The organism is Pseudomonas sp. D1-36 (genome assembly GCF_051132205.1).
Lineage (GTDB): Bacteria > Pseudomonadota > Gammaproteobacteria > Pseudomonadales > Pseudomonadaceae > Aquipseudomonas.
This window is the reverse complement of record NZ_CP071674.1, coordinates 5,251,228-5,277,944: the sequence shown is the minus strand read 5'-3', so window position 1 is coordinate 5,277,944 and position 26,717 is coordinate 5,251,228. Positions and strand designations below refer to the sequence as shown.

At 60.6% G+C, this 26,717-nt stretch carries 26 protein-coding genes, 1 pseudogene and 1 riboswitch; of the genes and pseudogenes, 13 read left to right on the top strand and 14 right to left on the bottom strand.

Translation table 11 applies throughout. The features are described from left to right. Window positions 1-33 precede the first annotated feature (33 nt). The 3 genes from J3P76_RS23740 to ahcY form a co-directional block, all read right to left on the bottom strand. Complete coding sequence (locus J3P76_RS23740) at window positions 34-1,116, bottom strand: hypothetical protein (RefSeq protein WP_434701308.1); 1,083 nt, start codon at window positions 1,114-1,116, stop codon at window positions 34-36. A gap of 81 nt (window positions 1,117-1,197) precedes the next feature. Continuing rightward, window positions 1,198-2,043 (bottom strand): methylenetetrahydrofolate reductase [NAD(P)H], encoded by an 846-nt coding sequence (gene metF, locus J3P76_RS23735; protein WP_420764996.1) that lies wholly within the window; start codon window positions 2,041-2,043, stop codon window positions 1,198-1,200. A 180-nt stretch (window positions 2,044-2,223) separates the two neighbouring features. Further along, complete coding sequence (ahcY, locus tag J3P76_RS23730; protein WP_420764995.1) at window positions 2,224-3,633, bottom strand: adenosylhomocysteinase; 1,410 nt, start codon at window positions 3,631-3,633, stop codon at window positions 2,224-2,226. A 23-nt stretch (window positions 3,634-3,656) separates the two neighbouring features. Continuing rightward, window positions 3,657-3,763, bottom strand: a riboswitch (S-adenosyl-L-homocysteine riboswitch). Window positions 3,764-3,952: 189 nt separating this feature from the next. Between ahcY and J3P76_RS23725 the strand changes: the two genes are divergently transcribed. After that, window positions 3,953-4,354, top strand: a complete 402-nt coding sequence (locus J3P76_RS23725) for an acyl-CoA thioesterase (RefSeq protein ID WP_420764994.1) — start codon at window positions 3,953-3,955, stop codon at window positions 4,352-4,354. A 91-nt stretch (window positions 4,355-4,445) separates the two neighbouring features. Next, window positions 4,446-5,330: a formate/nitrite transporter family protein gene (locus J3P76_RS23720; RefSeq protein WP_434561847.1), complete on the top strand. Its 885-nt coding sequence runs from the start codon at window positions 4,446-4,448 to the stop codon at window positions 5,328-5,330. On the opposite strand, the gene J3P76_RS23715 is transcribed toward J3P76_RS23720, so the two are convergent. Then, window positions 5,281-6,450: an MFS transporter gene (locus J3P76_RS23715; protein WP_434561849.1), complete on the bottom strand. Its 1,170-nt coding sequence runs from the start codon at window positions 6,448-6,450 to the stop codon at window positions 5,281-5,283. The genes J3P76_RS23720 and J3P76_RS23715 overlap by 50 nt on opposite strands. A gap of 190 nt (window positions 6,451-6,640) precedes the next feature. Between J3P76_RS23715 and J3P76_RS23710 the strand changes: the two are divergent. Next, window positions 6,641-6,739: pseudogene (locus J3P76_RS23710) on the top strand (EamA family transporter); the annotation flags it as partial. Window positions 6,740-6,784: 45 nt separating this feature from the next. After that, window positions 6,785-7,168 carry an MAPEG family protein gene (locus J3P76_RS23705; RefSeq protein WP_420764991.1) on the top strand — a complete coding sequence of 128 codons (384 nt, stop codon included), beginning with the start codon at window positions 6,785-6,787 and terminating at the stop codon, window positions 7,166-7,168. Between the two features lie 80 nt (window positions 7,169-7,248). On the opposite strand, the gene mltA is transcribed toward J3P76_RS23705, so the two are convergent. Next, complete coding sequence (gene mltA, locus J3P76_RS23700) at window positions 7,249-8,436, bottom strand: murein transglycosylase A (RefSeq protein ID WP_434561853.1); 1,188 nt, start codon at window positions 8,434-8,436, stop codon at window positions 7,249-7,251. A gap of 123 nt (window positions 8,437-8,559) precedes the next feature. On the opposite strand from mltA, the gene J3P76_RS23695 reads away from it, so the two are divergent. Continuing rightward, on the top strand, window positions 8,560-9,009 hold the full coding sequence (locus tag J3P76_RS23695) for a c-type cytochrome (protein WP_420764989.1): 450 nt from the start codon (window positions 8,560-8,562) through the stop codon (window positions 9,007-9,009). Between the two features lie 69 nt (window positions 9,010-9,078). Here the strand turns inward: J3P76_RS23695 and J3P76_RS23690 are convergent, their stop codons facing one another. Both J3P76_RS23690 and ligB read right to left on the bottom strand, forming a co-directional pair. Further along, window positions 9,079-9,474 carry a DUF1090 domain-containing protein gene (locus J3P76_RS23690; protein WP_420764988.1) on the bottom strand — a complete coding sequence of 132 codons (396 nt, stop codon included), beginning with the start codon at window positions 9,472-9,474 and terminating at the stop codon, window positions 9,079-9,081. A 91-nt stretch (window positions 9,475-9,565) separates the two neighbouring features. After that, entirely contained in the window at window positions 9,566-11,239 is a 1,674-nt protein-coding gene (gene ligB / locus J3P76_RS23685) for an NAD-dependent DNA ligase LigB (RefSeq protein ID WP_434701307.1), read from the bottom strand. Between the two features lie 207 nt (window positions 11,240-11,446). On the opposite strand from ligB, the gene J3P76_RS23680 reads away from it, so the two are divergent. Beyond that, window positions 11,447-12,067: a LysE family translocator gene (locus J3P76_RS23680; protein ID WP_434561859.1), complete on the top strand. Its 621-nt coding sequence runs from the start codon at window positions 11,447-11,449 to the stop codon at window positions 12,065-12,067. 75 nt (window positions 12,068-12,142) lie between these two features. Here J3P76_RS23680 and metK read toward each other — a convergent pair whose 3' ends face one another. Together metK and J3P76_RS23670 are read right to left on the bottom strand one after the other, a co-directional pair. Next, window positions 12,143-13,333, bottom strand: a complete 1,191-nt coding sequence (gene metK, locus J3P76_RS23675) for a methionine adenosyltransferase (RefSeq protein ID WP_030137860.1) — start codon at window positions 13,331-13,333, stop codon at window positions 12,143-12,145. 19 nt (window positions 13,334-13,352) lie between these two features. After that, window positions 13,353-14,348: an ArsR/SmtB family transcription factor gene (locus tag J3P76_RS23670; RefSeq protein WP_420764985.1), complete on the bottom strand. Its 996-nt coding sequence runs from the start codon at window positions 14,346-14,348 to the stop codon at window positions 13,353-13,355. Between the two features lie 254 nt (window positions 14,349-14,602). Between J3P76_RS23670 and tkt the strand changes: the two genes are divergently transcribed. The 6 genes from tkt to fba all read left to right on the top strand — a co-directional run bounded on the left by tkt (window position 14,603) and on the right by fba (window position 20,951). Beyond that, window positions 14,603-16,600, top strand: a complete 1,998-nt coding sequence (tkt, locus tag J3P76_RS23665) for a transketolase (RefSeq protein WP_420764984.1) — start codon at window positions 14,603-14,605, stop codon at window positions 16,598-16,600. Window positions 16,601-16,749: 149 nt separating this feature from the next. Beyond that, on the top strand, window positions 16,750-17,805 hold the full coding sequence (gene epd / locus J3P76_RS23660) for an erythrose-4-phosphate dehydrogenase (RefSeq protein WP_420764983.1): 1,056 nt from the start codon (window positions 16,750-16,752) through the stop codon (window positions 17,803-17,805). Window positions 17,806-17,829: 24 nt separating this feature from the next. Then, window positions 17,830-18,993 (top strand): phosphoglycerate kinase, encoded by a 1,164-nt coding sequence (locus J3P76_RS23655; protein ID WP_420764982.1) that lies wholly within the window; start codon window positions 17,830-17,832, stop codon window positions 18,991-18,993. A 31-nt stretch (window positions 18,994-19,024) separates the two neighbouring features. Further along, window positions 19,025-19,249: a hypothetical protein gene (locus tag J3P76_RS23650; protein WP_420764981.1), complete on the top strand. Its 225-nt coding sequence runs from the start codon at window positions 19,025-19,027 to the stop codon at window positions 19,247-19,249. Between the two features lie 56 nt (window positions 19,250-19,305). Next, entirely contained in the window at window positions 19,306-19,641 is a 336-nt protein-coding gene (locus J3P76_RS23645) for an MliC family protein (RefSeq protein ID WP_434609082.1), read from the top strand. A 245-nt stretch (window positions 19,642-19,886) separates the two neighbouring features. Beyond that, window positions 19,887-20,951, top strand: coding sequence for a class II fructose-bisphosphate aldolase (fba, locus tag J3P76_RS23640; RefSeq protein ID WP_003177554.1), 1,065 nt, complete (start codon window positions 19,887-19,889; stop codon window positions 20,949-20,951). Between the two features lie 106 nt (window positions 20,952-21,057). On the opposite strand, the gene J3P76_RS23635 is transcribed toward fba, so the two are convergent. The 5 genes from J3P76_RS23635 to J3P76_RS23615 all read right to left on the bottom strand — a co-directional run bounded on the left by J3P76_RS23635 (window position 21,058) and on the right by J3P76_RS23615 (window position 24,248). Continuing rightward, entirely contained in the window at window positions 21,058-21,372 is a 315-nt protein-coding gene (locus J3P76_RS23635; protein ID WP_434609084.1) for a type II toxin-antitoxin system RelE/ParE family toxin, read from the bottom strand. Further along, on the bottom strand, window positions 21,373-21,651 hold the full coding sequence (locus tag J3P76_RS23630) for a ribbon-helix-helix domain-containing protein (RefSeq protein WP_420764978.1): 279 nt from the start codon (window positions 21,649-21,651) through the stop codon (window positions 21,373-21,375). It lies immediately after the preceding gene. Window positions 21,652-21,828: 177 nt separating this feature from the next. Further along, window positions 21,829-22,113 (bottom strand): fructose-bisphosphate aldolase, encoded by a 285-nt coding sequence (locus J3P76_RS23625; protein ID WP_434609089.1) that lies wholly within the window; start codon window positions 22,111-22,113, stop codon window positions 21,829-21,831. A 460-nt stretch (window positions 22,114-22,573) separates the two neighbouring features. Next, window positions 22,574-23,242, bottom strand: a complete 669-nt coding sequence (locus tag J3P76_RS23620) for a polysaccharide lyase family 7 protein (protein ID WP_420764976.1) — start codon at window positions 23,240-23,242, stop codon at window positions 22,574-22,576. Between the two features lie 334 nt (window positions 23,243-23,576). After that, window positions 23,577-24,248 carry a polysaccharide lyase family 7 protein gene (locus J3P76_RS23615; protein ID WP_434561871.1) on the bottom strand — a complete coding sequence of 224 codons (672 nt, stop codon included), beginning with the start codon at window positions 24,246-24,248 and terminating at the stop codon, window positions 23,577-23,579. Between the two features lie 323 nt (window positions 24,249-24,571). On the opposite strand from J3P76_RS23615, the gene J3P76_RS23610 reads away from it, so the two are divergent. Next, window positions 24,572-26,695 carry a putative bifunctional diguanylate cyclase/phosphodiesterase gene (locus J3P76_RS23610; protein WP_420764974.1) on the top strand — a complete coding sequence of 708 codons (2,124 nt, stop codon included), beginning with the start codon at window positions 24,572-24,574 and terminating at the stop codon, window positions 26,693-26,695. The last annotated feature ends 22 nt before the right edge of the window (window positions 26,696-26,717 follow it).

Here is a 26,717-nt window from a genome sequence, read left to right as displayed (position 1 = left end):
TCATTAAATAGCTAGAGCGCTCTAGCACGTGGCTCAGTTGCTCTTTGTCTGCATCAGGTGTCGGTAGATGGCTTCTCGGCGTTTACCCAGCACCAGGCGAATCACGGGATGGCTGAGCCAATGTTTGAGCTCATGGTCTTCCAAAGGCTTCTTCAACCGGTGCTCGACGTTCTCCAGGGCCTTTTCCCACCAGACCGGGCCGCACGCCTGGTCGAATGGATTGGTATGGCGATAGCAGCCGTACAGGATCTCGCGCATGAACTGACGTTTGTGACCGGGCAACGCCACGGTAATGAATTTGTAGGCCAGGCGCTGGAAGATAGGTGGGCGCGGTAGTATGGCAGTGACTTGCCGCGTTTCATCCAGGGCATGTTGGCCCACGGGGGCTGCGCGGTGTTTGTCATACCAGGCCTTGGTCTTGGCCCGAAACAGCTGCTTGCGGCTCCAGTAGTGGTGGATCAGGTCTGGACATTCACGCACCTTGACCTTGCGATAGGCCGCCACCGAAAGGCAGAACTCTTCCAGGGTATAGGCTCCTTGGGCCAACGGATAAAATTCGTCCATCAGCGCAATGGAGTGATCGAGGATTGCCGCATCGACTGCGTACAGGCCAATCACGCCGGAATTGAGTAGCGGCATGTTGTCGTCGGCCAGTTCTCGTTGAGCCAAGGGCTGGGCGAGGGTCAGGTAAAGCCCGGCATCCTTGTTGGCGCCATAGTTCATGCCGACGGCATTGCACAACAGTGTGCCCGGCTCGATCCGCTTGAACAGCTCGATCGGCGAGCAATGGAAGAAGGTGTCCGTGTCGATCAGCAATGCCAGGTCGCTTTCCTCGAGCACCTTCCGCATGACCACGTGCTTGGCGCGGAAATGATAGCCGTGGGGAGCGATCCACCCTTGGCGCGTTTCGTTGTCCAGGTGGCGCACTCGAACGGGCAAATCCACGTAGGGCGCGGCATTGTCGGTGAACACTTGGATGTCCAATGCCTCATCGGGGGTCTCCCGCAGGCCCGCCAAGGCGCTGGCGATACTGAACACCGCTTCCTGGTGATAGGTCTCGGCCCCATAGACCAAATAGATAAGTTGTGGGGTCGTCGACCTTTGACCATTCGGCATCGAGTTGCTCCTGATGTCCTTTTTTTAAAGAAAAAGGCCCTGGTTTTTGCCAGGGCCCTTTTGTACCACTGCATTAAGTCATTAACGCGGCAGTTTGAGATTGTTCCATACCGCTAGGCTAGGCTCGGCCTGGTTCAGGGTATAGAAATGCAGCCCCGGTGCGCCGCCTTGTAACAAACGCTCACACATTTGCGTGATGACCTCTTCGCCGAAGCGCTGGATGCTGGCGGTGTCGTCACCATAGGCTTCCAGCTGCTTGCGGATCCAGCGCGGGATTTCCGCGCCGCAGGCGTCCGAGAAACGCGCCAGCTTGCTGTAGTTGGTGATTGGCATGATTCCCGGAACCACGGGAATGTCCACACCCATCTGGCGAACACGCTCGACAAAGTAGAAATAGCTGTCGGCATTGAAGAAATACTGGGTGATCGCGCTGTTGGCGCCGGCGTTGGCCTTGCGCACGAAGTTGTGCAGGTCATCCTCAAAATTGCGCGCCTGCGGGTGCATCTCCGGATAAGCGGCGATTTCGATGTGGAAGTGCTCGCCGGTTTCCTCGCGAATGAATTCAACCAGTTCATTGGCGTGGCGCAGCTCTCCGCTGGCCATGCCCATGCCCGACGGAAGGTCGCCGCGCAGGGCAACGATGCGCTTGATGCCGGCTGCCTTGTATTGGGTCAGCAGGCTGCGCAGGTCGTCCTTGCTGTCGCCCACGCAAGAAAGGTGTGGCGCGGCGGGGACTTTGACTTCGCTTTCGAGCTGCAACACGGTGTTCATCGTGCGGTCGCGGGTCGAACCGCCAGCGCCGTAGGTGCAGGAGAAAAAATCAGGGTTGTAGCTTGCCAGCTGGCGGGCAGTGGCGATCAGCTTTTCATGCCCAGCATCGGTCTTCGTCGGGAAGAATTCGAAGCTGTAGCGACGGTCTTGGGACATGGTCATATCCTTGGAAACTCGTAGGCCGTGAGGCTTGCAGAGCCCTGTGGAGGCGGGCCAGTGTGGGAGCGAGCCTGCTCGCGATGCAGGCACCTCGATCGGAGTGTCAGACCGAGGCGACGTCGATCGCGAGCAGGCTCGCTCCTACAAAAGTGCATCCCCCCGGAAGGGGGGCGCCGATCAGTAACGGTAAGCGTGCGGCTTGAACGGGCCTTCGACGGTAACGCCGATGTAGTCAGCCTGTTGCTTGGTCAGCTTGGTGACCACGCCGCCGAAACCGCGGACCATTTCCAGGGCCACTTCTTCGTCGAGTTTTTTCGGCAGTACTTCCACAGTCAGGCGCTCGGCTTTCTGGGCCGGTGGCAGGTCGGCGTATTTCTGGCCGAACAGGAAGATCTGGGCCAGGACCTGGTTGGCGAACGAGCCATCCATGATGCGGCTTGGGTGGCCTGTGGCGTTGCCCAGGTTGACCAGGCGGCCTTCGGCCAGCAGGATCAGGTAGTCATCGTTCTGCGGATCGAAGCTGCCAGTGCCGGTGCGGTGAACCTTGTGGACCTGTGGCTTCACTTCTTCCCATGCCCAGTTCTTGCGCATGAAAGCGGTGTCGATCTCATTGTCGAAGTGGCCGATGTTGCAGACCACGGCGCGCTTCTTCAAAGCCTTGAGCATGTTGGCATCGCAGACATTGACGTTGCCGGTGGTGGTCACGATCAGGTCGATCTTGCCCAGCAGGGCTTTGTCGATGCTGGCTTCGGTGCCGTCGTTGATCCCGTCGATGAACGGCGAAACCAGTTCGAAGCCGTCCATGCAGGCTTGCATGGCGCAGATTGGGTCGACTTCGGACACCTTGACGATCATGCCTTCCTGACGCAGGGACTGGGCCGAGCCCTTGCCCACGTCACCGTAGCCGATCACCAGGGCCTGCTTGCCGGACAGCAAGTGGTCGGTGCCGCGCTTGATGGCGTCGTTGAGGCTGTGGCGGCAGCCGTACTTGTTGTCGTTCTTGCTCTTGGTCACCGAGTCGTTGACGTTGATGGCCGGGATTTTCAGCTCGCCCTTGGCCAGCATGTCCAGCAGGCGGTGTACGCCAGTGGTGGTTTCTTCGGTCACGCCATGGACCTTGTCCAGCACGGCCGGGTACTTCTTGTGCAGCAGCTCGGTCAGGTCGCCACCGTCGTCAAGAATCATGTTGGTGTCCCATGGCTGGCCATCCTTGAGGATGGTCTGCTCCAGGCACCACTCGTACTCTTGCTCGGTCTCGCCTTTCCAGGCGAAGACCGGGATGCCGGCAGCGGCAATGGCGGCGGCAGCCTGGTCCTGGGTCGAGAAGATGTTGCAGGAGGACCAGCGCACTTCGGCACCCAGTGCAACCAGGGTCTCGATCAGCACGGCGGTCTGGATGGTCATATGGATGCAGCCGAGGATCTTCGCGCCCTTCAATGGCTGTTCGCCAGAGTATTTGCGACGCAGGCCCATCAGGGCTGGCATTTCGGATTCGGCGATGATGATTTCGCGACGGCCCCAGTCAGCCAGGGACATGTCGGCGACTTTGTAGTCGGTAAAAGCAGCAGGCGTGATAACAGCGCTCATCAAGAGCCTCCATTCGTAATGTATGCGAATGGGCGCCGTTGTGCGTTTAGTGCCTGTGCGGGGAGCCCCGTACAAGCAACGCCCCATCCGAGCCTGACAGGTCGAGCCTGCTGCAGCGCCCCTCGGACAGGTGGCGGGACCGGACCAAAGGGTGGGCCGGGTAAAGCGGGGCGATTATAACGGGCTAAGCGGATCTTCCAAAGGGTTTCTGTCGGCAAATCAAAATTGCCGATGATCGTTATAGGCGCCGCGGCGTAGAGCGGATCTGCACGGTCTGCCATGATGCGGGCATTCATCGGCCAGACGTCCAGGAGTGATCATGAATTTCCACACCCGCAAATGGGTCAAGCCCGAAGACCTCAATCCCAATGGCACGCTGTTCGGTGGCAGCCTGTTGCGCTGGATCGACGAAGAGGCGGCCATCTATGCCATCGTCCAGCTGGGCAACCAGCGCGTGGTCACCAAGTACATCTCCGAAATCAATTTTGTCAGCGCTTCGCGCCAGGGCGACATCATCGAACTGGGTATCACCGCCACGGAGTTTGGTCGTACCTCCATCACCCTCACCTGCGAAGTGCGCAACAAGATCACCCGCAAAAGCATCCTGACGGTGGAAAAAATGGTCTTCGTCAATCTTGGCGAAGACGGCTTGCCCGCCCCCCATGGCCGGACCGAGATCAAGTACGTCAAGGATCAATTCCAGGACGATGCCATCGAATAGGATGGCGATATGCCTCTCATTTGCGGGCACCACTGAACAGCTCCGTACGCCGCGTGTCGTAGCTACATCACGCCACCGGTTCAGGAGCTGTATGGACACTCATAAAGACGGCAAGACCCCTGATCTCTCGGCAGAGGAGCAGCACGAAGTCGACCGCAACCAGCCGCCTCGCGCCGCGGTGTTGCATGAAATCATCCGCACCCAGGGTGACCAGGAATTGGAGCGCAGCGTGGCGGCGCTGTGGTGGTCGGCCCTTGCGGCCGGGTTGACCATGGGGCTGTCGCTGATGGCGATGGGGCTGCTCAACTCGCGGTTGCCGGATCATGAAGGTTTCAAGGTGATCGCCAGCCTCGGCTATTGCGCGGGCTTCCTGGCGGTGATCCTCGCGCGCCAGCAATTGTTTACCGAAAATACCCTGACCGCTGTGCTGCCGATCATGAGCAAGCCGACACTGGGCAACTTCGGCCGGTTGTTCCGGCTATGGAGCGTGGTGCTGGTGGGTAACCTCTGCGGCACGCTGCTGGTGGCCTACGTGATGCTGCATCTACCGATTTTCGACCAGCGCACCGACCTGGCCTTTCTCGATATCGGTCGCAAGGTCATGGAAAACGACACGGGCCAGATGTTCGCCAAGGGCATCATCTCCGGCTGGATGATCGCCACCATGGTCTGGATGATCCCGTCCATGGAAAGCGCCAAGATGTGGATCATCGTGCTGATCACTTACCTCATGGCGCTTGGGGATTTCACCCACATCGTCGTCGGCTCGGCCGAGGTGTCTTACCTGGTGTTTGCCGGCCAGCTGTCGTGGGAAGACTTCTGGATGGTGTTCGCCGCACCGACGTTGGCGGGGAACATTATTGGCGGCAGTTTCATCTTCGCGCTGATCAGCCACGCCCAAGTGCGCAGCGAGACCAATACGCCCCTCAGTCGGCAAGGCGTGCCACGGCGCCCAAGCGACGCTGCCGAAAAATAAAGTAAAGCGCGGCCAGTACGGTCAGCCCGCCAACCAGGGCGCCGGTCCACGGCAGATCCGCAAGGTCGGCCCCGCTGGCGACGACCAGGCCGCCGATCCACGCGCCGGCGGCATTGCCAAGGTTGAACGCGCTCTGGTTCAGGGTCGAGCCGAGGTTCGGGGCCTCATGGGCCTGGTCAATGATCAGCAGTTGCAGGATCGGACAAAGGGCGAAGGCAAAGACGCCCCACAGCACCAGGGTAATCGCCGCCGGGATCACCGATCGGCTGGTCTGGCTGAAGGCGGCGAGCACCAGCACCACGGCCAGCGCCATGCCCACCAGGGATGGCAGCAAGCGCCGGTCGGCCAGGCGTCCACCGAGGAAACTCCCCGCCGTCAGGCCGACCCCGAATAGCAACAGCATGACGGTGACACCGTGAGGGCTGACGCCGGTGATGTCCTGCAGGATCGGCGCGATGTAGGTGAATACGCTGAACAGGCTGGTGGAGGCCAGCACGCTCATGCCCAGGGCCAATAACACGTTGGCCTTGCCCAATACCTTGAATTCGCTGGCGAGGTTGGCCTTGTCCATCGGGATTTCCTTTGGCAGCCAGACCCACTGGGCGATGGCCGCGATCACACCGATCACCGACACAGCCCAGAACGTCGACCGCCAGCCGGCATATTGGCCCAAGGCCGTACCCAGCGGCACGCCCAGGACATTCGCCAAGGTCAGGCCGGTGAACATCATCGCGATCGCCTGGGCTCGTTTGTTCGGCGCCACCAACCCGGCCGCCACCACCGAGCCGATACCAAAAAACGCCCCGTGGCATAACGCAGTGATGACCCGGGCGGCCATGAGGGTGGTGTAGTTCGGCGCCAGGGCGCAGAGCACGTTGCCCAGAATGAACATCAGGGTCATTCCCAGCAGCGTGGCCTTGCGCGGCATGTTCGCGGTGCCGATCGCCAGGATCGGCGCGCCGAACACAACCCCCAGGGCATAACCGGTAATCAGCAACCCGGCGTGAGGAATACTCACGGCCAGGTCTCGGGCGACGTCGGGCAGCAAGCCCATGATGACGAATTCGGTCGTGCCGATGCCAAAAGCGGCAACGGCCAAAGCAAGCAAGGCGAGTGGCATGCGCAAGGTCTCTGTCTGTAGTCTTGACGCTCGGATCAGGCATACGCATGCCGACGCCTTGGTTCGGACGAACGAGGCGGCGGCAGAATTATTGGAATTGGTCTATGCGCAACTGAGTGCGGCGTGGTCGAGTGCAGTATAAACGGCTGCTAACGGATCGCGAGTCTATTCTGCAGGCGTAATGGAGCGCGTGTTCTTAGGCATGCACTGCCTGAAAGAACCTTTCGGCTGGCAGCGACTCTTAGCCTGCGGGCTGGTGCAGGTTGGCATGCTGGTGATGAAATCCTGAGATGCTTGCCTTCGAATCTCTAAAACTAAAAAAGGAAAATGCGGTATGACAGTTGCCCTGTGGTGTGTTTTGATCGCTTTTCTCCTGCCTTACCTGTGTATCGGCATCGCCAAGGCAGGCGGGAAATATAGGCTGCAAGATAACCACGATCCCCGGGACTTTCTCGACTCACTCGAAGGTGCTCCCCGGCGCGCCTACGCCGCGCAACTGAACAGTTTCGAAATCGCTCCGTTCTTTGCCGCCGCCGTGATCGTTGCGCACCTGGCCGGCAATGCCGAACTGGTGACCATCAACGTCCTGGCTGTGTTGTTCATCACCAGCCGCCTGCTCTACATCATTTGCTATTTGGCCGACTGGGCAGTCTTGCGTTCGCTGGTATGGTTCGTGGGGGTAGGGTTGGTGGCGAGTTTCTTCTTCGTTTCGGCTTGAACCCGGCTTTGGCGTTTCGGTGTTTTTGCCGGCCTCTCGCGAGCAAGCTCGCGATGGGGCCAGGACAATAAACACGTCCTTCAAGGATTGGCGCTGACCGCATTCGCCACCTGCGGCACCTGAGGCAACGCCATCCCCTTGGGCCACAGCATCCAGATCTGGCCTTGTTGCTTCATATCCCCCGCCAATTGCCCGGCGGCCTCGCCCGTGCCCCAGAACAGGTCCGCACGCACTTCGCCGGTAATCGCACCTCCCGTGTCCTGTGCTGCAACGGGGCGGTTCAAAGCGCTGCCGTCGGGTCGAGTCGTGGACAGCCACAACAGACTGCCCAAGGGAATTACCTTGCGGTCCACGGCCACGCTGTAGCCCGCGGTCAAAGGGACGTTCAGCGAGCCTCGCGGGCCTTCATTGCTGTCGGGGTTGCGGTTGAAGAATACGTAGCTCGGATTGCTGGCCAGCAATTCGGGAATACGGTTCGGGTGGGCCTTGGCCCAGGCACTGATGGTGCCCATGGTCACGTCTTCTTTTTTCAGCTCGCCCTGCTCAACCAGCCAGCGGCCAATGGGGCGATACGGGTGGCCGTTCTGGTCGGCATAACCGATGCGCAGTTGGCGGCCATCATCGAGACGGATGCGCCCCGAGCCCTGGATTTGCAGGAATTGCAGGTTCATCGGATCTGTCAGCCAGGCGATGACAGGCGCCTTCACCCCGCTGTTCTCGATGGTGGCGGCGTCGTCATACGGCTTGAGCACCCGGCCTTCGAGACGGCCGCGCAGGCGTTTGCCCTTGAGCTCGGGATAAATGCTGTCCAGCGACACAATGATCATGTCCTCCGGTACACCGTAGACTGGCACGTTGGCGGTGGCAGTCTGGGTGAGGCTGCCGGGATAGACCGGTTCGTAGTAGCCGGTAATCAGGCCGTTGGGGCTGTTGTCCCCCGAACGCAGACCATAGACATCCAGGGTCTGCTTGAGGAAGTTGCGAACATCCTGTGGGGTCTGCGGCACATTCACCGCTGCCGCGCAGGTTGGGCCCCAGCTCGCGTCCGCCTTGAGCCGGACGCACGCGCTGCGCCAGGAGCCGAAGCCGGCCAGCAGGTCCTCATCGGACACCGGCGGCAACGCTTCCCAAGGTGCGTTGACGTAAGTGGCAAGGGCGTGGGTCTTGGGTTCTTCGACCTTTTCGCCGCGATTGCAGCCGGCCAGCAGCACGATCAACGGCAGTGTCAGCGCCAGGTTTTTGTGCCATGACTTGAAGCGGCTATTCATGAAGGTTTCCTTTGCAATCGTCGGGTGCCTTCGCGCACTCGACAACCCGTATTGTTGATAGGGCCATTGGTCTTTTCTGGCGACCCGGGGATACTAACGGCCGTTTCCTGTCCCGAGGCAAAGATGTTTGTAAGACGATTTTCCATGGCTGTGCTGGCCTGCCTGATGTTATCCGGCTGCGGTGGCGTCGATCCCAACTCTCCCCTGGGCCAGCGCAAGGCGATTTTCAAACAGATGCTCAAGACCAGTGAAGAACTGGGCGGCATGCTGCGCGGCCGAGTTCCGTTCGACGGCGTGCGTTTTGCCGACGGCGCGGTAAAGCTGGACCAACTGTCTCACGAACCTTGGAAGCACTTCCCGCCGGTTCGTGAAGAAGACCACACCAGCGCCACGGATGAGGTTTGGCAAAAGCAGGCGCGCTTTCAGGAACTGGCCCGCAATCTTGAGGCGGCCACCGGTGAATTGGTGACGGCCAGCAAGGTCCAGCCTTACAGGGCCAGCAACCTGGGGCCGGCGGTGCAGAAAGTCGAAGATGCGTGCAGTGCCTGCCATAAAGAGTTTCGCAATCACTGATCGTGAAGCAATGGGCAGTTTCAAAGCATGGCGCTTTGAGCTTGCCGCTTGAAACTTGCAGCTTGCCGCTTATTTATCCAACTCATCCACCGCTTCCTGCAATTCCTTGCGGGAAGCCGCCAGTTTGTCTTTACGCTTGTTGATTCGCTCCGCGTCGCCTTTCTTCATGGCTTTTTCCAGGTCGGCCTGGCGACGACTCACCTCGTGCTTGGCCTCGAGGACCTTGTTTTCCCGCTCCTTGCGCAAGGATGCGTCCGTGCAATGAGTGGTCACTTCGTTCAGCGCTGTTTCGAGCCCGGCTTGCTGGGCCGAATTGCCTCGGGACTTGGCCAGTTCGATCTGGTTGATGATGCCCTGGCGCTTTGCCGCGCACCCGGTCAGCTCCGGGGGTTGCTCAGTTGCCATCAAAGGCGAAGCCATGGCACCGCACAGGGCGAGCAGGGCAACGGGGGACAGGAAATTCATAGCAACTCCGTATAAAGGCTCTCGGGCGGTCGGTGTAGATGCGCTGTTGGAACGCATGTCCGCCCCTTGGGTTCAACCGCGCCGGGTCGAATCAGAAACCGTCGACGCCAGCGGTGTGTAGTGTTTCTCTCAAGGCCAGCACCTGCGGGTCGCGAAAAAAAGCGCTCAGTTGCGCGGCGCGTCCCGGCCCGATACCGGCTTCGGCTTGCCATTGTTCAATGCTGCGCCCAGCCAGCGCCTGCCACGATCCGTCCAGCTTGGCCTCAGCAGTGGGCGGCAGGCCAAGGGCCTTGAGCCATCGCCGAAAAGGCTGCTGCCGTGCGCTGTGCAGGCTGGCCAGCAGGCGGGCGCTGCTGCGCTCGCCGAAACCGGCAATGTTAGCAAGCTCCGTGGCATCGAGGGTCAACCAATCCAGTAATCCGTCGAGTCGACCCGCGGCCAGCAGCTTTTCCCAGGTGCCGGGGCCGACATGGGGCAGGCCGAGCCCATGTTTGCCACTGAGCCAGTTCAAGCGCGCAAGGAACTGGCTTTCGCAACCGGGCGTCGGCTGCCAGCAACTCAGGAAGTGGTAGTTGGCGGCGATCGGTACCTCGAGGTCCGGGCGCTCGACGCTGCGCAGTACAACGCTGTCGAGCCGTGGAATGGTCAACCCGGCCAGGCTGATGGCCACCTGGTCGCCGGGGCGGATGTCCATCTGCTCCCAACGCTTGAGCGAGCTGACGCTTACCCGCTGGATCTGGCGATCATCGAGCGTCACGGGCTCAAGCTCCAGCACGGGTGTGATGCGCCCGGTACGGCCGATCTTGAAACGCACCTTGCGTACCTGCGCCAGGGCCTGGGCGTACGGGTACTTCCAGGCCACGCTCCAGAACGGCGCCCGGGCCTGCCAGCGGTCGGCCGGTGGGCGGTGGCTCTGGCGCAGCACGATTCCATCGCTGGCAAATGGCAGGGGCGTGCGATACCAGTGGTTGCGCCAGTGTTCGGCATCGGCCAATGCCTCGACAGGCTGGCTGTAGCCGGTCGTATCGGCAAAGCCCAGCTCGTTCAGCGCGGCGATCCGTTCGGGCAGGGTCGCCGGGCCCTCGGGCCAGTCCCAAACAAACAGGCCGATTCCTGATGCCTGGCCGGGGGGCAGGTCTTTGCGGGCCATCAACCCGGCCACCGCCGATCGGGCATTGAGTCCGCCACGAGTGGCTTGTACATGATCGTCGAGCCGCCAATACAACTCGCCCTGAACGAGCAGGTCCGTGGGTTGACGCAACTGGCGGGGAATGGCCTCGATCTTGTGGGCGTTCGAAGTCCAGTCGTGCCCGTGGTTGCCATCGCCGCGGCTGATTGCCTGTTGCAGGTGCCCACCGTGATAGATAAGGGTCACCGCGACACCATCGACCTTTGGCTGGACCCAGACGTCCGATCGCCCTTCAAGCCAGTTCCCCACGGCTTTGGCATCCTGGAGTTTATCCAGGCCCGTATGAGCGACAGGGTGCGGTACTTTTCCGCCCGCCGTTCGCAAGGACGAGGCTAGGGGGGCTAGGCCCTGGCAACGGCGCCATTGCTCCAGCTGCATGCGGGACTGGTCGTACAGCTCGTCGGCCACCAGGGCGCGGCCGAGGCGATGATAGGCATCGTCCCAGGCGTCGACCTGTCGCTGGAGGATGTCGACCTGCGCCTGGGCGCGCTCCTTGGGCCAATCGGGGCACGGCGCAGCAATGGCCGGGGCCACGAGTGATAGATAACAGGCGAAGACGCGCAATAACGGCAGCATCGAAGCATCCTTGCTAAATGAGGTACTCGAAGGCTAGCCGCTGCCGTGAAAGGCGCGAGGCCTGGAGCGTTACGGGGTTTTACGAAGAAATGAAGGCGAATCGCCGACGGTACAGTCCGGGTCGATCTGGCTGCGCAACTGTCCCTTGAACCCGTCGGTGGCCGGTGCAGAATGGGCGCTCGATCCGATCTGCCAGGAGTGCAAACGATGGACCTGACGACGCTCGCTGTCTTCATCCCTGCCTGCTTCGCGCTGAACATGGCGCCGGGCCCGAACAACCTGCTATCGATCAGTAACGCCTCGCGTTATGGTTTCGTCCGAGCGTGCAGCGGCGGAGTGGGTCGATTGGTGGCCTTTGCCATCATGATTGCCCTGGCGGCGGTGGGGCTGACGGCTGTGTTGCACACCTCGGAATTGTTGTTCCTGGGCATCAAGCTTGTCGGCGCCGGCTATCTTTTTTACCTCGCCGTGCAGTTATGGCGCGCGCAGCCTGACGCCGGCAGCGAGGCGGCGACCAACTTGATGAGCATGGCCAGCCTGGCGCGCCAGGAATTTCTGGTGGCAATCGGCAATCCCAAGGCGATTCTTTTATTTACCGCTTTCCTGCCGCAGTTCGTTGATCGTACTGGCACTGTCACTCAACAGTTCGCCGTATTGGGCGGGCTGTTCCTCGCCCTGGAATGCGTGGCGATCGGCTTGTATTGCTACATGGGCATTTATGCGCGGCGATTGTTTGCCCGGCCTAGCGGCAAGCGCTTGTTCAACCGGATGTGTGCGGCGTTGCTGGCGAGTGCTGCTTCGTTCTTGCTGGTGGCGCGGCGGACGTAGCAATACCCCTTTGTCAAAACGCAAAAAAAGCCCCTGGCGACCGAGTCGCCAGGGGCTTTTTCATTGCAGCGCGTATTACAGGCCAGCAGCGGCGCGCAGGGCGTCGGCGCGGTCGGTTTTTTCCCAGGTGAACGTGGTGAAGGTGTCGTCGCCCACGGTCTTGGTCTGCGGCGTGCGACCGAAGTGGCCGTAGGCTGCGGTGTCCTGGTACATCGGGTGCAGCAGGTCGAGCATAGTGGTGATCGCGTATGGACGCAGGTCGAACACTTCACGCACCAGCTGGATGATCTTGTCGTCGCCGATCTTGCCGGTGCCGAAGGTATTCAGCGAGATGGACGTAGGTTGGGCTACGCCGATGGCGTAGGAAACCTGAATCTCGCAACGCTCGGCCAGGCCGGCGGCGACGATGTTCTTGGCGACATAACGACCGGCGTACGCCGCCGAACGGTCAACCTTGGATGGGTCCTTGCCGGAGAACGCGCCACCGCCGTGACGCGCCATGCCGCCGTAGCTGTCGACGATGATCTTGCGACCGGTCAGGCCGCAGTCGCCCACCGGGCCGCCAATGATGAACTGGCCGGTCGGGTTGATATGGAACTGGGTGTCCTTGGACAGCAGTTCGGCAGGCAGCACGTGCTTGACGATCAGTTCCATCACGCCTTCGCGCAGGTCCTTGTAGGACACTTCCGGGTTGTGCTGGGTCGACAGCACGACGGCATCGATGCCGACGACCTTGCCGCCTTCGTAGCGGCAGGTCACTTGCGACTTGGCATCCGGGCGCAGCCAAGGCAGCAGGCCGGATTTGCGGGCTTCGGCCTGACGCTGGACCAACTGGTGCGAGAAGGTGATCGGAGCCGGCATCAACACGTCGGTTTCGTTGCTGGCATAGCCGAACATCAGGCCCTGGTCGCCGGCGCCCTGGTCTTCTGGCTTGGCGCGGTCAACGCCCTGGTTGATGTCCGGGGACTGCTTGCCGATGATGTTCATCACGCCGCAGGTCGCGCCGTCGAAGCCGACGTCGGAGCTGTTGTAGCCAATGCCGAGGATCACGTCGCGAACGATCTGTTCCAGGTCGACCCAGGCCGAGGTGGTGACTTCGCCGGCGATGATCGCCACGCCCGTTTTCACCAGAGTCTCGCACGCCACGCGGGCGAACTTGTCTTCAGCAATGATGGCGTCCAGCACCGCATCAGAAATCTGGTCGGCGATTTTGTCCGGATGCCCTTCAGACACGGACTCGGAGGTGAAAAGGGAGTATTCGCTCATCTCGATGTTTTCCTACAAGTTACCGATGGTGAGTGTCGCCAGCCGGCCGCTGAAAATGGCGGACCTGTATCTGGAAACCATTACGTAAGCCTACATAGAGGCTTTCCCCGGGCACGAGGCCCGCAGCGGTGGCCCAACGGGCCAGATCGTCCTGTTCAAACCCCAGCCAGAGATCACCGCAGGCCTCCTTGGCCCAACTCTGGTTGTGGCTGCATAACTCTGTCACCAACAGGCTACCGCCCGGTTGCAGCAGGTTGGCCATGTGCTTGAGCGCGTCGGCCGGTGCGGCAAAGTGGTGGAGCACCATGTTCAATACAACGCAATCGGCCCGCAGGCTCACGCCGTTCAGGGCATCGGCCAATTGCAGGCTGACATTAGCCAGGGACTCGCGCTCACATACCTGGCGGGCCAGTTCGAGCATCGCCGGGCTGTTGTCCAACGCTGTCACCTGGCTGAAGCGACGCGCCAGTTCCGGCAGGAAAGCGCCGTCGCCGGGGCCGACTTCCATCGCCGTGGCACAGGGGCCGAAGCTCAGCTTGTCGAGCAGTGCCACGACGCTGTCACGGTATTGCGGCAGCCCGGCGATCAGGTCCTGCTGGGCGCGAAATTTCTCTGCTACTCGTGCGAAAAAATCCTGGCTGGCGGCGGCGCGTTGCCCGTGGACCTGGGCAATGCGGTCCTGTACCTCCATCGGCAGGTCCAGCTCGTCCACTTCTTCGAGCAGCGCGGCGTGCAGCTTGCCACCCAGAAGCTCGGTGTGGGGCAGGGCGCGCCGATAGAAGATCGCGTTGCCTTCGCGCCGCGTCGCCACCAGGTCGGCCTGGGCCAGGACCTTGAGATGATGGCTCATGCCGGACTGGCCAATGCCGAAGATCTGCGCCAGCTCCAATACACCGAACGAGTCGTTCGCCAGGGCGCGCAATACATTGAGCCGCAACGGATCGCCGCCGGCCTTGCAAAGGGCCGCCAGCTCATCGCTGTCATCATGGCGAATGGAAGGCACGCGTAAGTTCATGGGCGGCAGTCTAGTGACGGGCCTGGTCCATCGCAAGGCCAATATCAAAAAGTTTTGATATTGCTCGATAAATGGCACTTCCTTGCGTGTGCTTGACTCTACCCACCATCAGCGGAAAGGTTTCACCTGCCCGATGCGACTTTATCCGCCGCAAATATCGCCTTTGGACGAGTATCTGATTGCCCCGGGGCGGGTGGGTGAGGGAAAATGCTCGCCTTTTTCAGTTTCGTTATTCAAAACCCAGGAGATCAGCGATGCCCAGCCGTCGTGAGCGTGCCAATGCCATTCGTGCCCTCAGCATGGATGCCGTGCAAAAAGCCAACAGCGGCCATCCCGGCGCCCCCATGGGTATGGCGGATATCGCCGAGGTGCTTTGGCGCGATTACCTCAAGCACAGCCCGAGCAACCCATCGTTCGCTGACCGTGACCGCTTCGTGCTGTCCAACGGCCACGGCTCGATGTTGATTTACTCGTTGCTGCACCTGACCGGTTATGACCTGTCGATCGATGACCTGAAGAACTTCCGCCAACTGCACAGCCGCACCCCGGGCCACCCGGAATACGGCTACACGCCAGGCGTGGAAACCACCACCGGTCCACTGGGCCAAGGCCTGGCCAACGCCGTGGGCTTCGCCCTGGCGGAAAAAGTCCTGGCGGCGCAGTTCAACCGTCCCGGCCACAACGTCGTCGACCATCACACCTACGTATTCCTGGGTGATGGCTGCATGATGGAAGGCATTTCCCACGAAGTCGCTTCCCTGGCTGGCACTCTCGGCCTGGACAAGCTGATCGCTTTCTACGATGACAACGGCATCTCCATCGACGGCGAAGTCGAAGGCTGGTTCACCGATGACACGCCCAAGCGTTTCGAAGCCTACAACTGGTTGGTGATCCGTAACGTCGACGGTCACGACCCGGAAGAAATCAAGATCGCCATCGAGACGGCCCGCAAGAGCGCTCAGCCAACCCTGATCTGCTGCAAGACCACCATCGGTTTCGGTTCGCCGAACAAGCAGGGCAAGGAAGACTGCCACGGCGCGCCATTGGGGGCCGAGGAAATCGCCTTGACCCGTGCCGCGCTGAAGTGGGAACACGGCCCGTTCGAAATCCCGGCCGACATCTATGCCGAATGGGACGCCAAGGAAAAAGGCCGCGCGGCCGAAGCCGAGTGGGACCAGCGTTTTGCGGCCTATTCCGCCGAATTCCCTGAACTCGCCAACGAACTGGTGCGTCGCCTCAGCGGCGAGCTGCCGGCCGATTTCGCCGAAAAAGCTTCGGCGTACATCGCCGAAATCGCGGCCAAGGGCGAAACCGTCGCCAGCCGCAAGGCCAGCCAGAACACCCTGAATGCCTTCGGCCCGCTGTTGCCGGAGTTGCTGGGCGGTTCGGCCGACCTGGCTGGTTCCAACCTGACCCTGTGGAAAGGCTGCAAAGGCGTGACGGCTGAGGACGCCAGCGGCAACTACATGTACTACGGCGTTCGTGAATTCGGCATGAGCGCGATCATGAACGGTGTTGCCTTGCATGGCGGCCTGGTGCCTTACGGCGCGACCTTCCTGATGTTCATGGAATACGCTCGCAACGCCGTGCGCATGTCGGCACTGATGAAAAAGCGGGTGCTGTATGTGTTCACCCACGACTCCATCGGCCTGGGCGAAGACGGCCCGACCCACCAGCCGATCGAGCAACTGGCGAGCCTGCGCTGCACGCCGAACCTGGACACCTGGCGCCCATGCGACGCCGTGGAGTCGGCCGTGGCCTGGAAACACGCCATCGAGCGCAACGACGGCCCGTCGGCGTTGATCTTCTCTCGCCAGAACCTGCAACACCAGGTCCGCGATGCCGGCCAGATCGGCGATATCAGCCGTGGCGGCTATGTGCTCAAGGACTGTATCGGCGAGCCTGAGCTGATCCTGATCGCCACCGGTTCGGAAGTTGGCCTGGCCGTCCAGGCCTACGACAAGCTGACCGAGCAGGGCCGCAACGTGCGCGTGGTTTCCATGCCATGCACCAGCGTGTTCGATGCCCAGGACGCCGGCTACAAGCAAGCGGTGTTGCCACTGCAAGTCAGCGCGCGGATTGCCATCGAAGCCGCTCACGCTGATTACTGGTACAAGTACGTGGGCCTGGAAGGTCGCGTGATCGGCATGACCACCTATGGCGAATCGGCGCCTGCCTCGGCGCTGTTCGAGGAATTCGGCTTCACCCTGGACAATATCCTGGGGCAGGCTGAAGAGCTGCTGGAAGACTGATCCACTAATTGTGTCGCCTGGGCTATCGCTTTCGCGAGCAGGCTCGCTCCCACATGAGATTGCGTTTCTAATGTGGGAGCGAGCCTGCTCGCGAAAGCGGTGGTTCAGGCAATGCAGTCTTAACAGGCTCACCCGATCAGAGAACCCCCATGCCCCAACCTCGTCCCTACAAAGTTGCACTCAACGGCTACGGCCGCATTGGTCGTTGCGTCTTGCGTGCGTTGTTCGAGCGAGGAGCGAAGGCTGGGTTCGAGATCGTGGCCATCAACGATCTGGCCGACATGGCCAGCATCGAATACCTGACACGCTTTGACTCCACCCATGGCCGGTTCCCCGGCGAAGTGCGGGTCGAGGGCGACTGTCTGCATATCAATGGCGATTGCGTGAAGGTCCTGCGCAGTGCCACCCCCGAAGGCATCGATTGGGCGTCCCTGGGTGTCGACCTGGTGCTTGAATGCTCCGGCGCCTACAACACTCGCGACGATGGCCAGCGTTTCATCGCTGCGGGCGCGCCAAGGGTGCTGTTTTCTCAGCCGATGGCCAGCGAGGCGGACGTCGACGCCACCATCGTCTTTGGCGTCAACCAGGATTGCCTGACCGGCGAAGAGTTGCTGGTGTCCAACGCCTCATGCACCACCAACTGCGGCGTGCCGCTGTTGCGCCTGCTGGACCAGGCCATTGGCCTGGAATACGTGTCCATCACTACGATCCACTCGGCAATGAACGATCAGCCGGTGATCGACGCCTATCACCACGAGGACCTGCGCCGTACCCGCTCGGCCTTCCAGTCGGTGATCCCCGTGTCCACTGGTCTGGCGCGCGGCATCGAACGGCTGTTGCCGGAACTTGCCGGACGAATTCAGGCCAAAGCCGTGCGGGTGCCGACGGTCAACGTGTCCTGCCTCGACATCACGATGCAGACCGTGAGCGATACCGACGCCACCGAGGTCAACCGGATCCTGCGCGAAGCCGCCACCCGCGGCCCGCTCAAAGGCCTTCTGGCCTATACCGAGTTGCCTCATGCCAGCTGTGATTTTAACCACGACCCGCATTCGGCCATCGTCGATGCCAGCCAGACACGTGTTTCCGGGCCGAGGCTTGTGAACATCCTGGCGTGGTTCGACAACGAATGGGGTTTTGCCAATCGAATGCTGGACGTTGCCGAGCACTACCTGCAAACAGCTTCCAATAAACCTGCTCTCTAAACAGTTACCCAGGAATTGCGACCCATGACCGTGTTGAAGATGTCCGACCTCGATCTGCAAGGTAAGCGCGTACTGATCCGCGAAGACCTCAACGTCCCCGTCAAGGACGGTGTCGTCACCAGCGACGCGCGCATCCTGGCCTCGCTGCCGACCATCAAGCTGGCCCTGGAAAAAGGCGCTGCGGTGATGGTCTGCTCGCACCTGGGCCGTCCGACCGAAGGCGAGTTCTCGGCGGAAAACAGCCTCAAGCCTGTCGCCGACTACCTGAGCAAGGCCCTGGGCCGTGACGTGCCCCTGGTGGCTGATTATCTGGGTGGTGTCGACGTCAAGGCTGGCGACGTCGTGTTGTTCGAAAACGTGCGCTTCAACAAAGGCGAGAAAAAGAACGCCGATGAACTGGCCCAGCAATACGCCGCCCTCTGCGACGTGTTCGTGATGGACGCCTTCGGCACCGCACACCGTGCCGAGGGCTCGACCCACGGCGTGGCGAAATTCGCCAAGGTCGCCGCTGCTGGCCCGTTGCTGGCTGCCGAGCTTGATGCGCTGGGCAAGGCCCTGGGCTCTCCAGCTCAACCGATGGCCGCGATCGTTGCTGGCTCCAAGGTGTCGACCAAGCTGGATGTACTCAACAGCCTGAGCCAGGTCTGCAACCAATTGATCGTCGGTGGCGGCATTGCCAACACCTTCCTCGCCGCCGCTGGACATCCCGTCGGCAAGTCGCTGTACGAGCCGGACCTGCTGGAAACCGCCCGTGAAATCGCCGCCAAGGTCAGCGTGCCGCTGCCGGTGGACGTGGTGGTCGCCAAGGAGTTCGCCGAGAGCGCCGCCGCGACGGTGAAGCTGATCGCTGATGTGGCCGAAGACGACATGATCCTCGACATTGGCCCGCAAACCGCAGCCAATTTCGCCGAACTGCTGAAATCCTCCCAGACCATCCTGTGGAACGGCCCGGTTGGCGTATTCGAATTCGATCAGTTCGGCAACGGCACCAAGGTACTGGCCCAGGCCATTGCCGAAAGCGCTGCGTTTTCCATCGCGGGCGGCGGCGACACCCTGGCCGCCATCGATAAATATGGCGTCGCCGAGCAGATCTCCTACATTTCTACCGGCGGTGGCGCGTTCCTCGAGTTCGTCGAGGGCAAAGTGCTGCCTGCCGTGGAAGTCCTGGAAAGCCGGGCCAAGGCCTGAGGCGACGTTGACCAGGCAAAGGAGTGTTCCGATGGTCAAGACGTTCATGGCGCTGATGGCCGCGACGTTGCTGGTAGCCTGCTCCAGCAGCCCGCAAGGCACGGCGCCAGATAATACGGTGCCGGCGCCCGAAAAAGGCTGTTACCAGGCTGACTGGCAGGCCGAGACCAATCCGGTGCTGAACAAGCGCTCAGGACCGGACGGCCTGGATAAATACGAGACGCAAGCGCCGGTCAAGGAACATGGTTGCCCTTGACGGGTCAGACTCATTAGCTCATGGCGGGCGGCTCGGCCGTCAGCCGAGGAACACGGATGAAAGGCTTTGTCGCCGTTGTGGCGTTGGCATTGTTGGCCGGTTGCTCGCAACTGGGTTTTCTACAATCGTCCGAGCCCGTTGCAGAAGGCTGGACGAGTTGGACATGTGATAGCGGGGCCAAGGTGCTCTGGCGTTATACCGATGCAACGCGCAAGGAAGTGGATGTTCGCCTGGGCGGCGCAGACAAGGTCTACCGTCTCAAGCTTGAGCCGGGCGCTGAAGGATCGCTGTACAGCGATGACATGCTGGCGCTGCACGTCAAGGGTGAGGAAGGCCTGGCGTATTGGGTCGCCACCAATGACTTGATTGGGCGTGGCTGCAAGGCTGACTGATCTGCCGAAACCCAATGTTGGAGCGAGGATGCTCGCGAAAGCGATGCCTCAGGCAACAGAGATGTTGACTGCTAGGCCCTCATCGCGAGCAGGCTCGCTCCCACAGGGTTTCTTGTTTGTAGTGAGATTTTGTTTCATTGGACATGCAGATCGGGTCAACCCCCGATCCGCAATGACTTGAATAGCCGCCGCCGCTCCGGCAGGCTGGCACGATTAACGACCCTCGACCGGGAGAGATACACACAATGGCACTTATCAGCATGCGTCAGATGCTGGACCACGCAGCCGAGTTCGGCTACGGCGTCCCAGCCTTTAACGTCAACAACCTTGAGCAGATGCGCGCCATCATGGAAGCCGCTGACAAGACTGACTCCCCGGTAATCGTCCAGGCCTCGGCCGGTGCCCGCAAATACGCCGGCGCGCCGTTCCTGCGCCACCTGATCCTGGCAGCGATCGAAGAATTCCCGCACATCCCGGTGTGCATGCACCAGGACCACGGCACCAGCCCTGACGTCTGCCAGCGCTCCATCCAACTGGGCTTCAGCTCGGTGATGATGGACGGCTCCCTCGGCGAAGACGGCAAGACCCCGACCGACTACGAATACAACGTGCGGGTCACCCAGCAGACCGTCGCCATGGCCCACGCCTGCGGCGTTTCGGTGGAAGGCGAACTGGGTTGCCTGGGCTCGCTGGAAACCGGCATGGCCGGCGAAGAAGACGGCATCGGCGCCGAAGGCGTGCTGGATCACAGCCAGATGCTGACCGACCCGGAAGAAGCCGCGGACTTCGTCAAGAAAACCCAGGTCGATGCCCTGGCCATCGCCATCGGCACCAGCCACGGCGCCTACAAGTTCACCAAGCCGCCTACCGGCGATGTACTGGCGATCGACCGCATCAAGGAAATCCACAAGCGCATCCCCAACACCCACCTGGTGATGCACGGCTCGTCCTCGGTACCGCAAGAGTGGCTGGCGATCATCAACCAGTACGGCGGCGACATCAAGGAAACCTACGGCGTGCCGGTTGAAGAAATCGTCGAAGGCATCAAGTACGGCGTGCGCAAGGTCAACATCGATACCGATTTGCGCCTGGCTTCTACCGGTGCCATGCGTCGGTTGATGGCGACCAATCCGAGCGAGTTCGACCCGCGTAAATTCTTTGGCGCGACCGTGACCGCTATGCGGGATGTGTGTATCGCGCGTTATGAGGCGTTTGGTACTGCGGGTAATGCTTCGAAGATTAAGCCGATCTCGTTGGAAGCCATGTATCAGCGGTATTTGAAGGGTGAGTTGAACGCTAAGGTCAACTGAGGCTTCAACGTTGTGAGAAAAACCCGCAGTGATGCGGGTTTTTTAATGGGGCGGATTTGTGTGTATAGCCGGTGCTTGGGTTGGCCGCTTCGAGAGTGAGCTGGTTTTAATCGTCCAGTCCACTCTGCAAAGCGCCCTCAAAGTCTTGTCCGCCATAAAACACGCCCAGAATGGAAACCAGCTCGGCTTCAACAGCAAAGGCGATCACGGTCCGTTTACGGTAGTTTGTGATATGCAAACCCGGGCGTATCTCGTGCCTTTGGTTCCCTCGGTGCGGGAACGTCTGTAGTTCTTCACAGTAGGTCACGATGGCGTCGGTATACCGACGGGCCATTTCCGGCGAAGCCGCTGTGGCAATGTAGCGGTAGAGGGCAGCTAATTGCTCAAGGGCTTCCGGTGCAAACTCGACGGTGTAAGCCATTCACGGTTTCACAGTGGAATTTTCGTGCTCTGCCGCCAATCGGGAGCGCACCTGGTCCACGTTCAATGCTCGCGAGGGATCGGTTTTCAACGCGTCATAAGCTGGGGCCACTTGGCCTACGAGCCAGTTTTCCAACGCACGATCACGAGCTAGCAGTGCTCGGAGGCCATCCCGAATGACTTCGCTTTCAGTGGCGTACTCACCGGCAGCCACCTTGGCTTTCACTACGTCAGCCATCTGGTTAGGCAGCGTGATGCTGAACTGTTGAGTGCTACGCATGATGAGCCTCCTGGGTAAGATGGGATTTAATCCTACTCTGCTCAAAAGAATATGCACATGACCTCCTATCGTCCGATGACTTTGCCTGCGGATTAGGTGAGCTTGCTCGCGCTCGCGGTGTGTCAGTGGATATCACTGCTTTGCCGATTCGCGAACAGGCTCGCACACAGGGGACCTCTATTGGTCTTCGAGGCCGCGCTGTTCAATGACACCGAACACGTCCGTCACGTCTTGGTCGAGGATCCGGGCGACGTTCGTTAGGGTGTTGAAGTCGCCAGCAGCCGAGTCGCGCAAGGTGGCGCAGGCCATGAGCGTCAGGTAGTCGAGCGTGGCATGCAAGCGTTCGCTGGCGCAGGCGTGGAGCTCGGTCAGTGGGACGGTTTTATCGATGAACAGGACGGGCTGGGTGGTGGCGATCGGGGTGAGCGGAGTGAAGCGAGTGGGCAATTGTTCGGCTTTCATGACAAACCTCTAACTCAAATAGGTATTTGCCACCGTTCGCTGCGAAACAAATTGGGTGGCAGCCATGTGCGGGTTCGCAGACCGAGGAGTTAGAGAAACCCGGCAGACCCGAAGATCTCCCACACACAGCCGCCATGAAAAGCCGAGCATAGACAGGAGTGCCTATGTCGATTTCTGACGGTCGTGATTCTAACTCACACGGGCTGCGAAACCCTTGTCCACCAACCAAAGCCAGCAGACCCACCGAACTATAGAGCAGATTCCCAAGGCCAAAATCGGCCCTGTAGGACGCACCGGCCCCCTGTGGCGAGGGAGCTTGCTCCCGCTCGGGGGCGCAGCCCCCGCAAAACCGGTGCATGAGATGGGGCTGGCGGAAAGAAGGGGCCGCTTCGCAGCCCAGCGGGAGCAAGCTCCCTCGCCACATGGTGTAAATTCCTACGAGATTTTAGGACGTGAAAACTCAGGTGTTGTGATCGATATCCAGCACGCTGAACGTCACCTTCCCGCCTTCGCTGGTGTAGCCCGAGTTGTCCTGCACATATACCCCGGCCTTGAAGTACAACGGCTTGTCGCGCCAGGCGCGGCCGACGGTGGTGTACCAACTGTTGCCGGCCGCGGTGATGCCCAGGTCACCGGTACGATCGAGGTGAATCCGGTAGGAGAAGGACCGATTGAGCTTCACCCCCGTGGCGACGGTGATAACCCTGCCTTCGCTGTCATCGGGGCGCATGCGGACCTTGGCGACGATGTTCCCGGTGTCGCTGTCGTCCTTGTATTGGTATTCCAGCTTGACCATGGGTTTGCTGCTGTCCTTGGCATGGATCTGACCGATGACGATCTTGCCGCTGCTAGGTACTTGATTGACGGCGAGCGTTGCCCTCAGGAAGTTGTCGGCGTCTGGGTAGACCCAATTGCGCAACCTTCCGTCTTTATAGGTTTCGCGCAGTTCACTGCGCGGGTAGATCGCATTTTCAGTCTTGGAGCCCGTCACCGGCGACCAGAAATACACCGTGCTGCCTTGGGAATTGAAATACTTATCCTTGAACCCGTCCACCAGGCGCGGCGTTTCGATGGTTTTCGGCGGGCTGCCTTCGGGAATGCTCAGGTTCCAGGTTGCAAGATCGACCATGTTCGGATCCTTTCTGAGAAAAAGAAATGATTTACGCCACAGCCGGAGGCTCTAAGACGCGCTTTTGCTGAGGCCAGACGCAGGCGCGGACGAAAAATTGGCACGTTCGTCCGGCGAAGGGTTGGCGTCAGCAGACCGTCAGAGTGGCGTTTTGCGGTTTTGTGCCCGAGAGAAGGGACCGCTGGTCGAAAAATTGGATTTTCGATGGAACGATTACACGATGGCCTTTTGACGCTTGTTGCGTGAAGACATCATGGGCCTGTTGAAACCGAGGGATGAAGGCGGGAACCCATCGCAGCGTCCCTGCTGCAATGGCGGCGGAGCGGGTCGGCGATCAAAGCGTGGTGTGCTTGATTTCCAACTTGCTGAACGTCACTTTCCCGCCTTCAGTGACATAACCGGTGTTGTCTTGCACGTACGCGCCTGCCTTGAAGTAGAGCGGTTTGACTTTCCAGCTTGGGTCAACGGTGGTGCGCCAGTTGTAACCCGCCGCGGAAATGCCCAACGCGCCCTTGGGGCTCAGGTGGATCATGTAGGAAAAGTTGCGGTTGAGCGTCACACCGGTAGCGACGGTGATGACCTGGCCCTCCTTGTCATCCGGGCGCATGCGCACTTTGGCGACGATGTTGCCGGTCGAACTTTTAGTCTTGTATTGGTATTCCAGCTTCACCATCGGGCTGTTGCTGTCCTTTGTGTGAATCTGGCCGATCACGATCTTGCCGGTGCTGGGCACCTGGTTGACCGCCACGGTCGCGCGTAAGGTGTTATCTGCCGCAGGGTAGAGCCAGTTGCGCAATCGTCCGTCGGGAAAGGTTTCCCGCAGCTCGCTCCGCGGGTAACTCGCGTTGGCCGTTTTGGTGCCGGTCACTGGCGCCCAAAAGAATACGGTGCCGGTTTCGGCGTTGAAATATTGGTCCTTGAACCCTTGGGCCAGGCGAGGGGTGTCGATGGTCATCGCCGGGCTGCCTTCGGGGATGCTCAAGTTCCAGGTTGCGAGATCGATCATGTCCAGGTTCCTACGTATCTGATGTAAAAGGTGCACGCCGTGTCGGGAGGCTTTAAACCGCCCTTTGAAGCGTCTCGAAACGCTGGATGGGGCTTTTTGTTGTTGACCGGTCGGCGAATGTTTGACGTCAATTGTTCGTCGAGTAGGTCATTGCAGTTTCTGTGCCTGGAGAGGGTGACCGTTAGTCGGCTATTTCGGGCTTTGTCTGGATGATGGCGCGATGACACCTACTGCTTTTCAAAATCCCGGTCTAGAGTGAGATCACTGTATGTTGTCCGCCTTGTTCCATAAGACGGACATGGCGCCCCGATAAGAGAAGCAGCATGGAATGCGCGCAACCCCCGTTTGGCGAAGACAGCTCCGTCCTTTTGATCGTTGATGACTACCCTGAAAACCTGCTCAGCATGCGAGCGTTGTTGCAGCGTCCGGATTGGCGGGTGATGACCGCCGCCTCTGGTGTCGAGGCGCTCAACATGCTCCTGGAACACGACATCGACCTGGTGCTGCTGGATGTGCAGATGCCGGACATGGACGGCTTCGAAGTGGCGCGCCTGATGCGTGGCAGCCAGCGCACGCGGCTTACGCCCATCATCTTCCTGACGGCCAATGAGCAATCCCAGGACGCGGTCATCAAGGGATACGCCAGTGGCGCGGTGGATTACCTGTTCAAGCCATTCGATCCACAGATCCTCAAGCCCAAGGTGCATGCCTTGCTGGAGCACCAGCGCAACCGGCGCGCGTTGCAGCGTCTGAGCCAGGATCTCGAGGCTGCCCGGGCCTTCAATGCCTCGGTGCTGGACAACGCCGCCGAGGGAATCCTCGTGGTGGATGAGAACGGATGCATCCGGTTCGCCAACCCTTCCACCTGCCGCTTGCTCAACGCCACCGCCGACCGGTTGCAAGGCATGGCGTTCCTCGATTTCCTGCAAAAACCCCACATTCCCGAATGGCTTGATTCCGACATCCATACCGCCTATATGCGCGGCGAAACCTGGCGCTTGCACGATGCCGTGTTGCGTACGGCGCCTGGCCAGCAGGTGTCGGTAGCCTTGTCCTGCGCGCCATTGCCTGCGGAGCAGAGGGCGATGGTGGTCACGCTTCAGGACATGTCGGTGGTTCGTCATCTGCATCAGCAACTCGAATTCCAGGCTGTCACCGACCCCTTGACCGGCCTGCTCAACCGCAGGGGGTTCTATCAGACGGCGGAAAACCTGCTGATGCGCAGCGAGCGGCTGGAAAGCAACTGGGTGTTGCTGTACCTGGATCTGGATGGATTCAAGCGGGTCAACGATTCCCTGGGCCACGATGCCGGTGACCGGGTGCTGCGCTGGGTCTCGGAGCAATTGAAGACGTGCCTGCGTCCGTTCGACATCCTGGCGCGCCTGGGGGGCGACGAATTCACCGCGCTGCTGGATCTGGAACTGCCTGAGCAGGCGGCGAAGATTGCCGAAAAGCTCATCGAGCGGGTCTCGGTCTGCCAGCAGATCGACGGCATGGACGTGACGCTGGGGGCGAGCATTGGTATCGCGACCTATCCGGACTGCGGCTCCAACCTCGACGGTTTGCTGCGCGCCTCCGACATCGCCATGTACGAAGCCAAGCGTGCCGGCCGCCAGCAATACCGTTTCTACGACCATGAAATGAACGGTCGAGCCCGTTCACGGCTCATGCTCGAAGAGAGCGTGCGTTCGGCAATCGAGAACCGTGATTTCAACATGGTCTATCAGCCGCAGGTCAGCATTCGCGATGGGCGCACTCGCGGCTTCGAAGCGCTGTTGCGCTGGCAGCATCCGAGCGTCGGCGACGTGCCGCCAGGCTTGTTCCTGCCGTTGCTTGAGGAGGTACGGTTGATCAGCCGGCTGGGCAGCTGGATTTATCATCGCAGCGCGGCCCAGCGCAAAGTCTGGGAACGCATGTTCGCGGATGACCTGGTGCTGGGTGTGAGCCTTAGCAGTACGCAGTTCGGCATGCCGAACCTGGTCACCGAATTACGCCAGGTGCTGGAGCGCCATGCCTTGAAGCCCCGGCAACTGGAGGTTGAAGTGACGGAAGATGCGTTGATGCGCAACCCCGACGAAACCCATAAGCAGTTGCGGCTGCTGCGTCACCTGGGCGTGCGGGTGGCATTGGACGATTTCGGTTCGGGCCCTTGCTCGCTGGCGCATCTGCGCGATCTTGAGCTCGATACCCTCAAGCTTGATCGGCATTTGATTGCCCGCTTGCCGGACTCGCCACGGGACGCCGCGTTGGCCGCCTCGGTGATCGATCTGTGCGGTCAACTGGGGTTGCGGGTGATCGCCGAGGGGGTTGAAACCGCGGCGCAGTACCAGTGGCTCAGGGATCACGGTTGTGAATATGTACAAGGTTTCCTGGTGGCCCGGCCCTTGATGGCCGAGGATACCGATGCCTTTGCCCGGCCCTTCGACTGGAGCGCGGTGCAGGCCTGAATTCGCTACACTGGCAACCTTT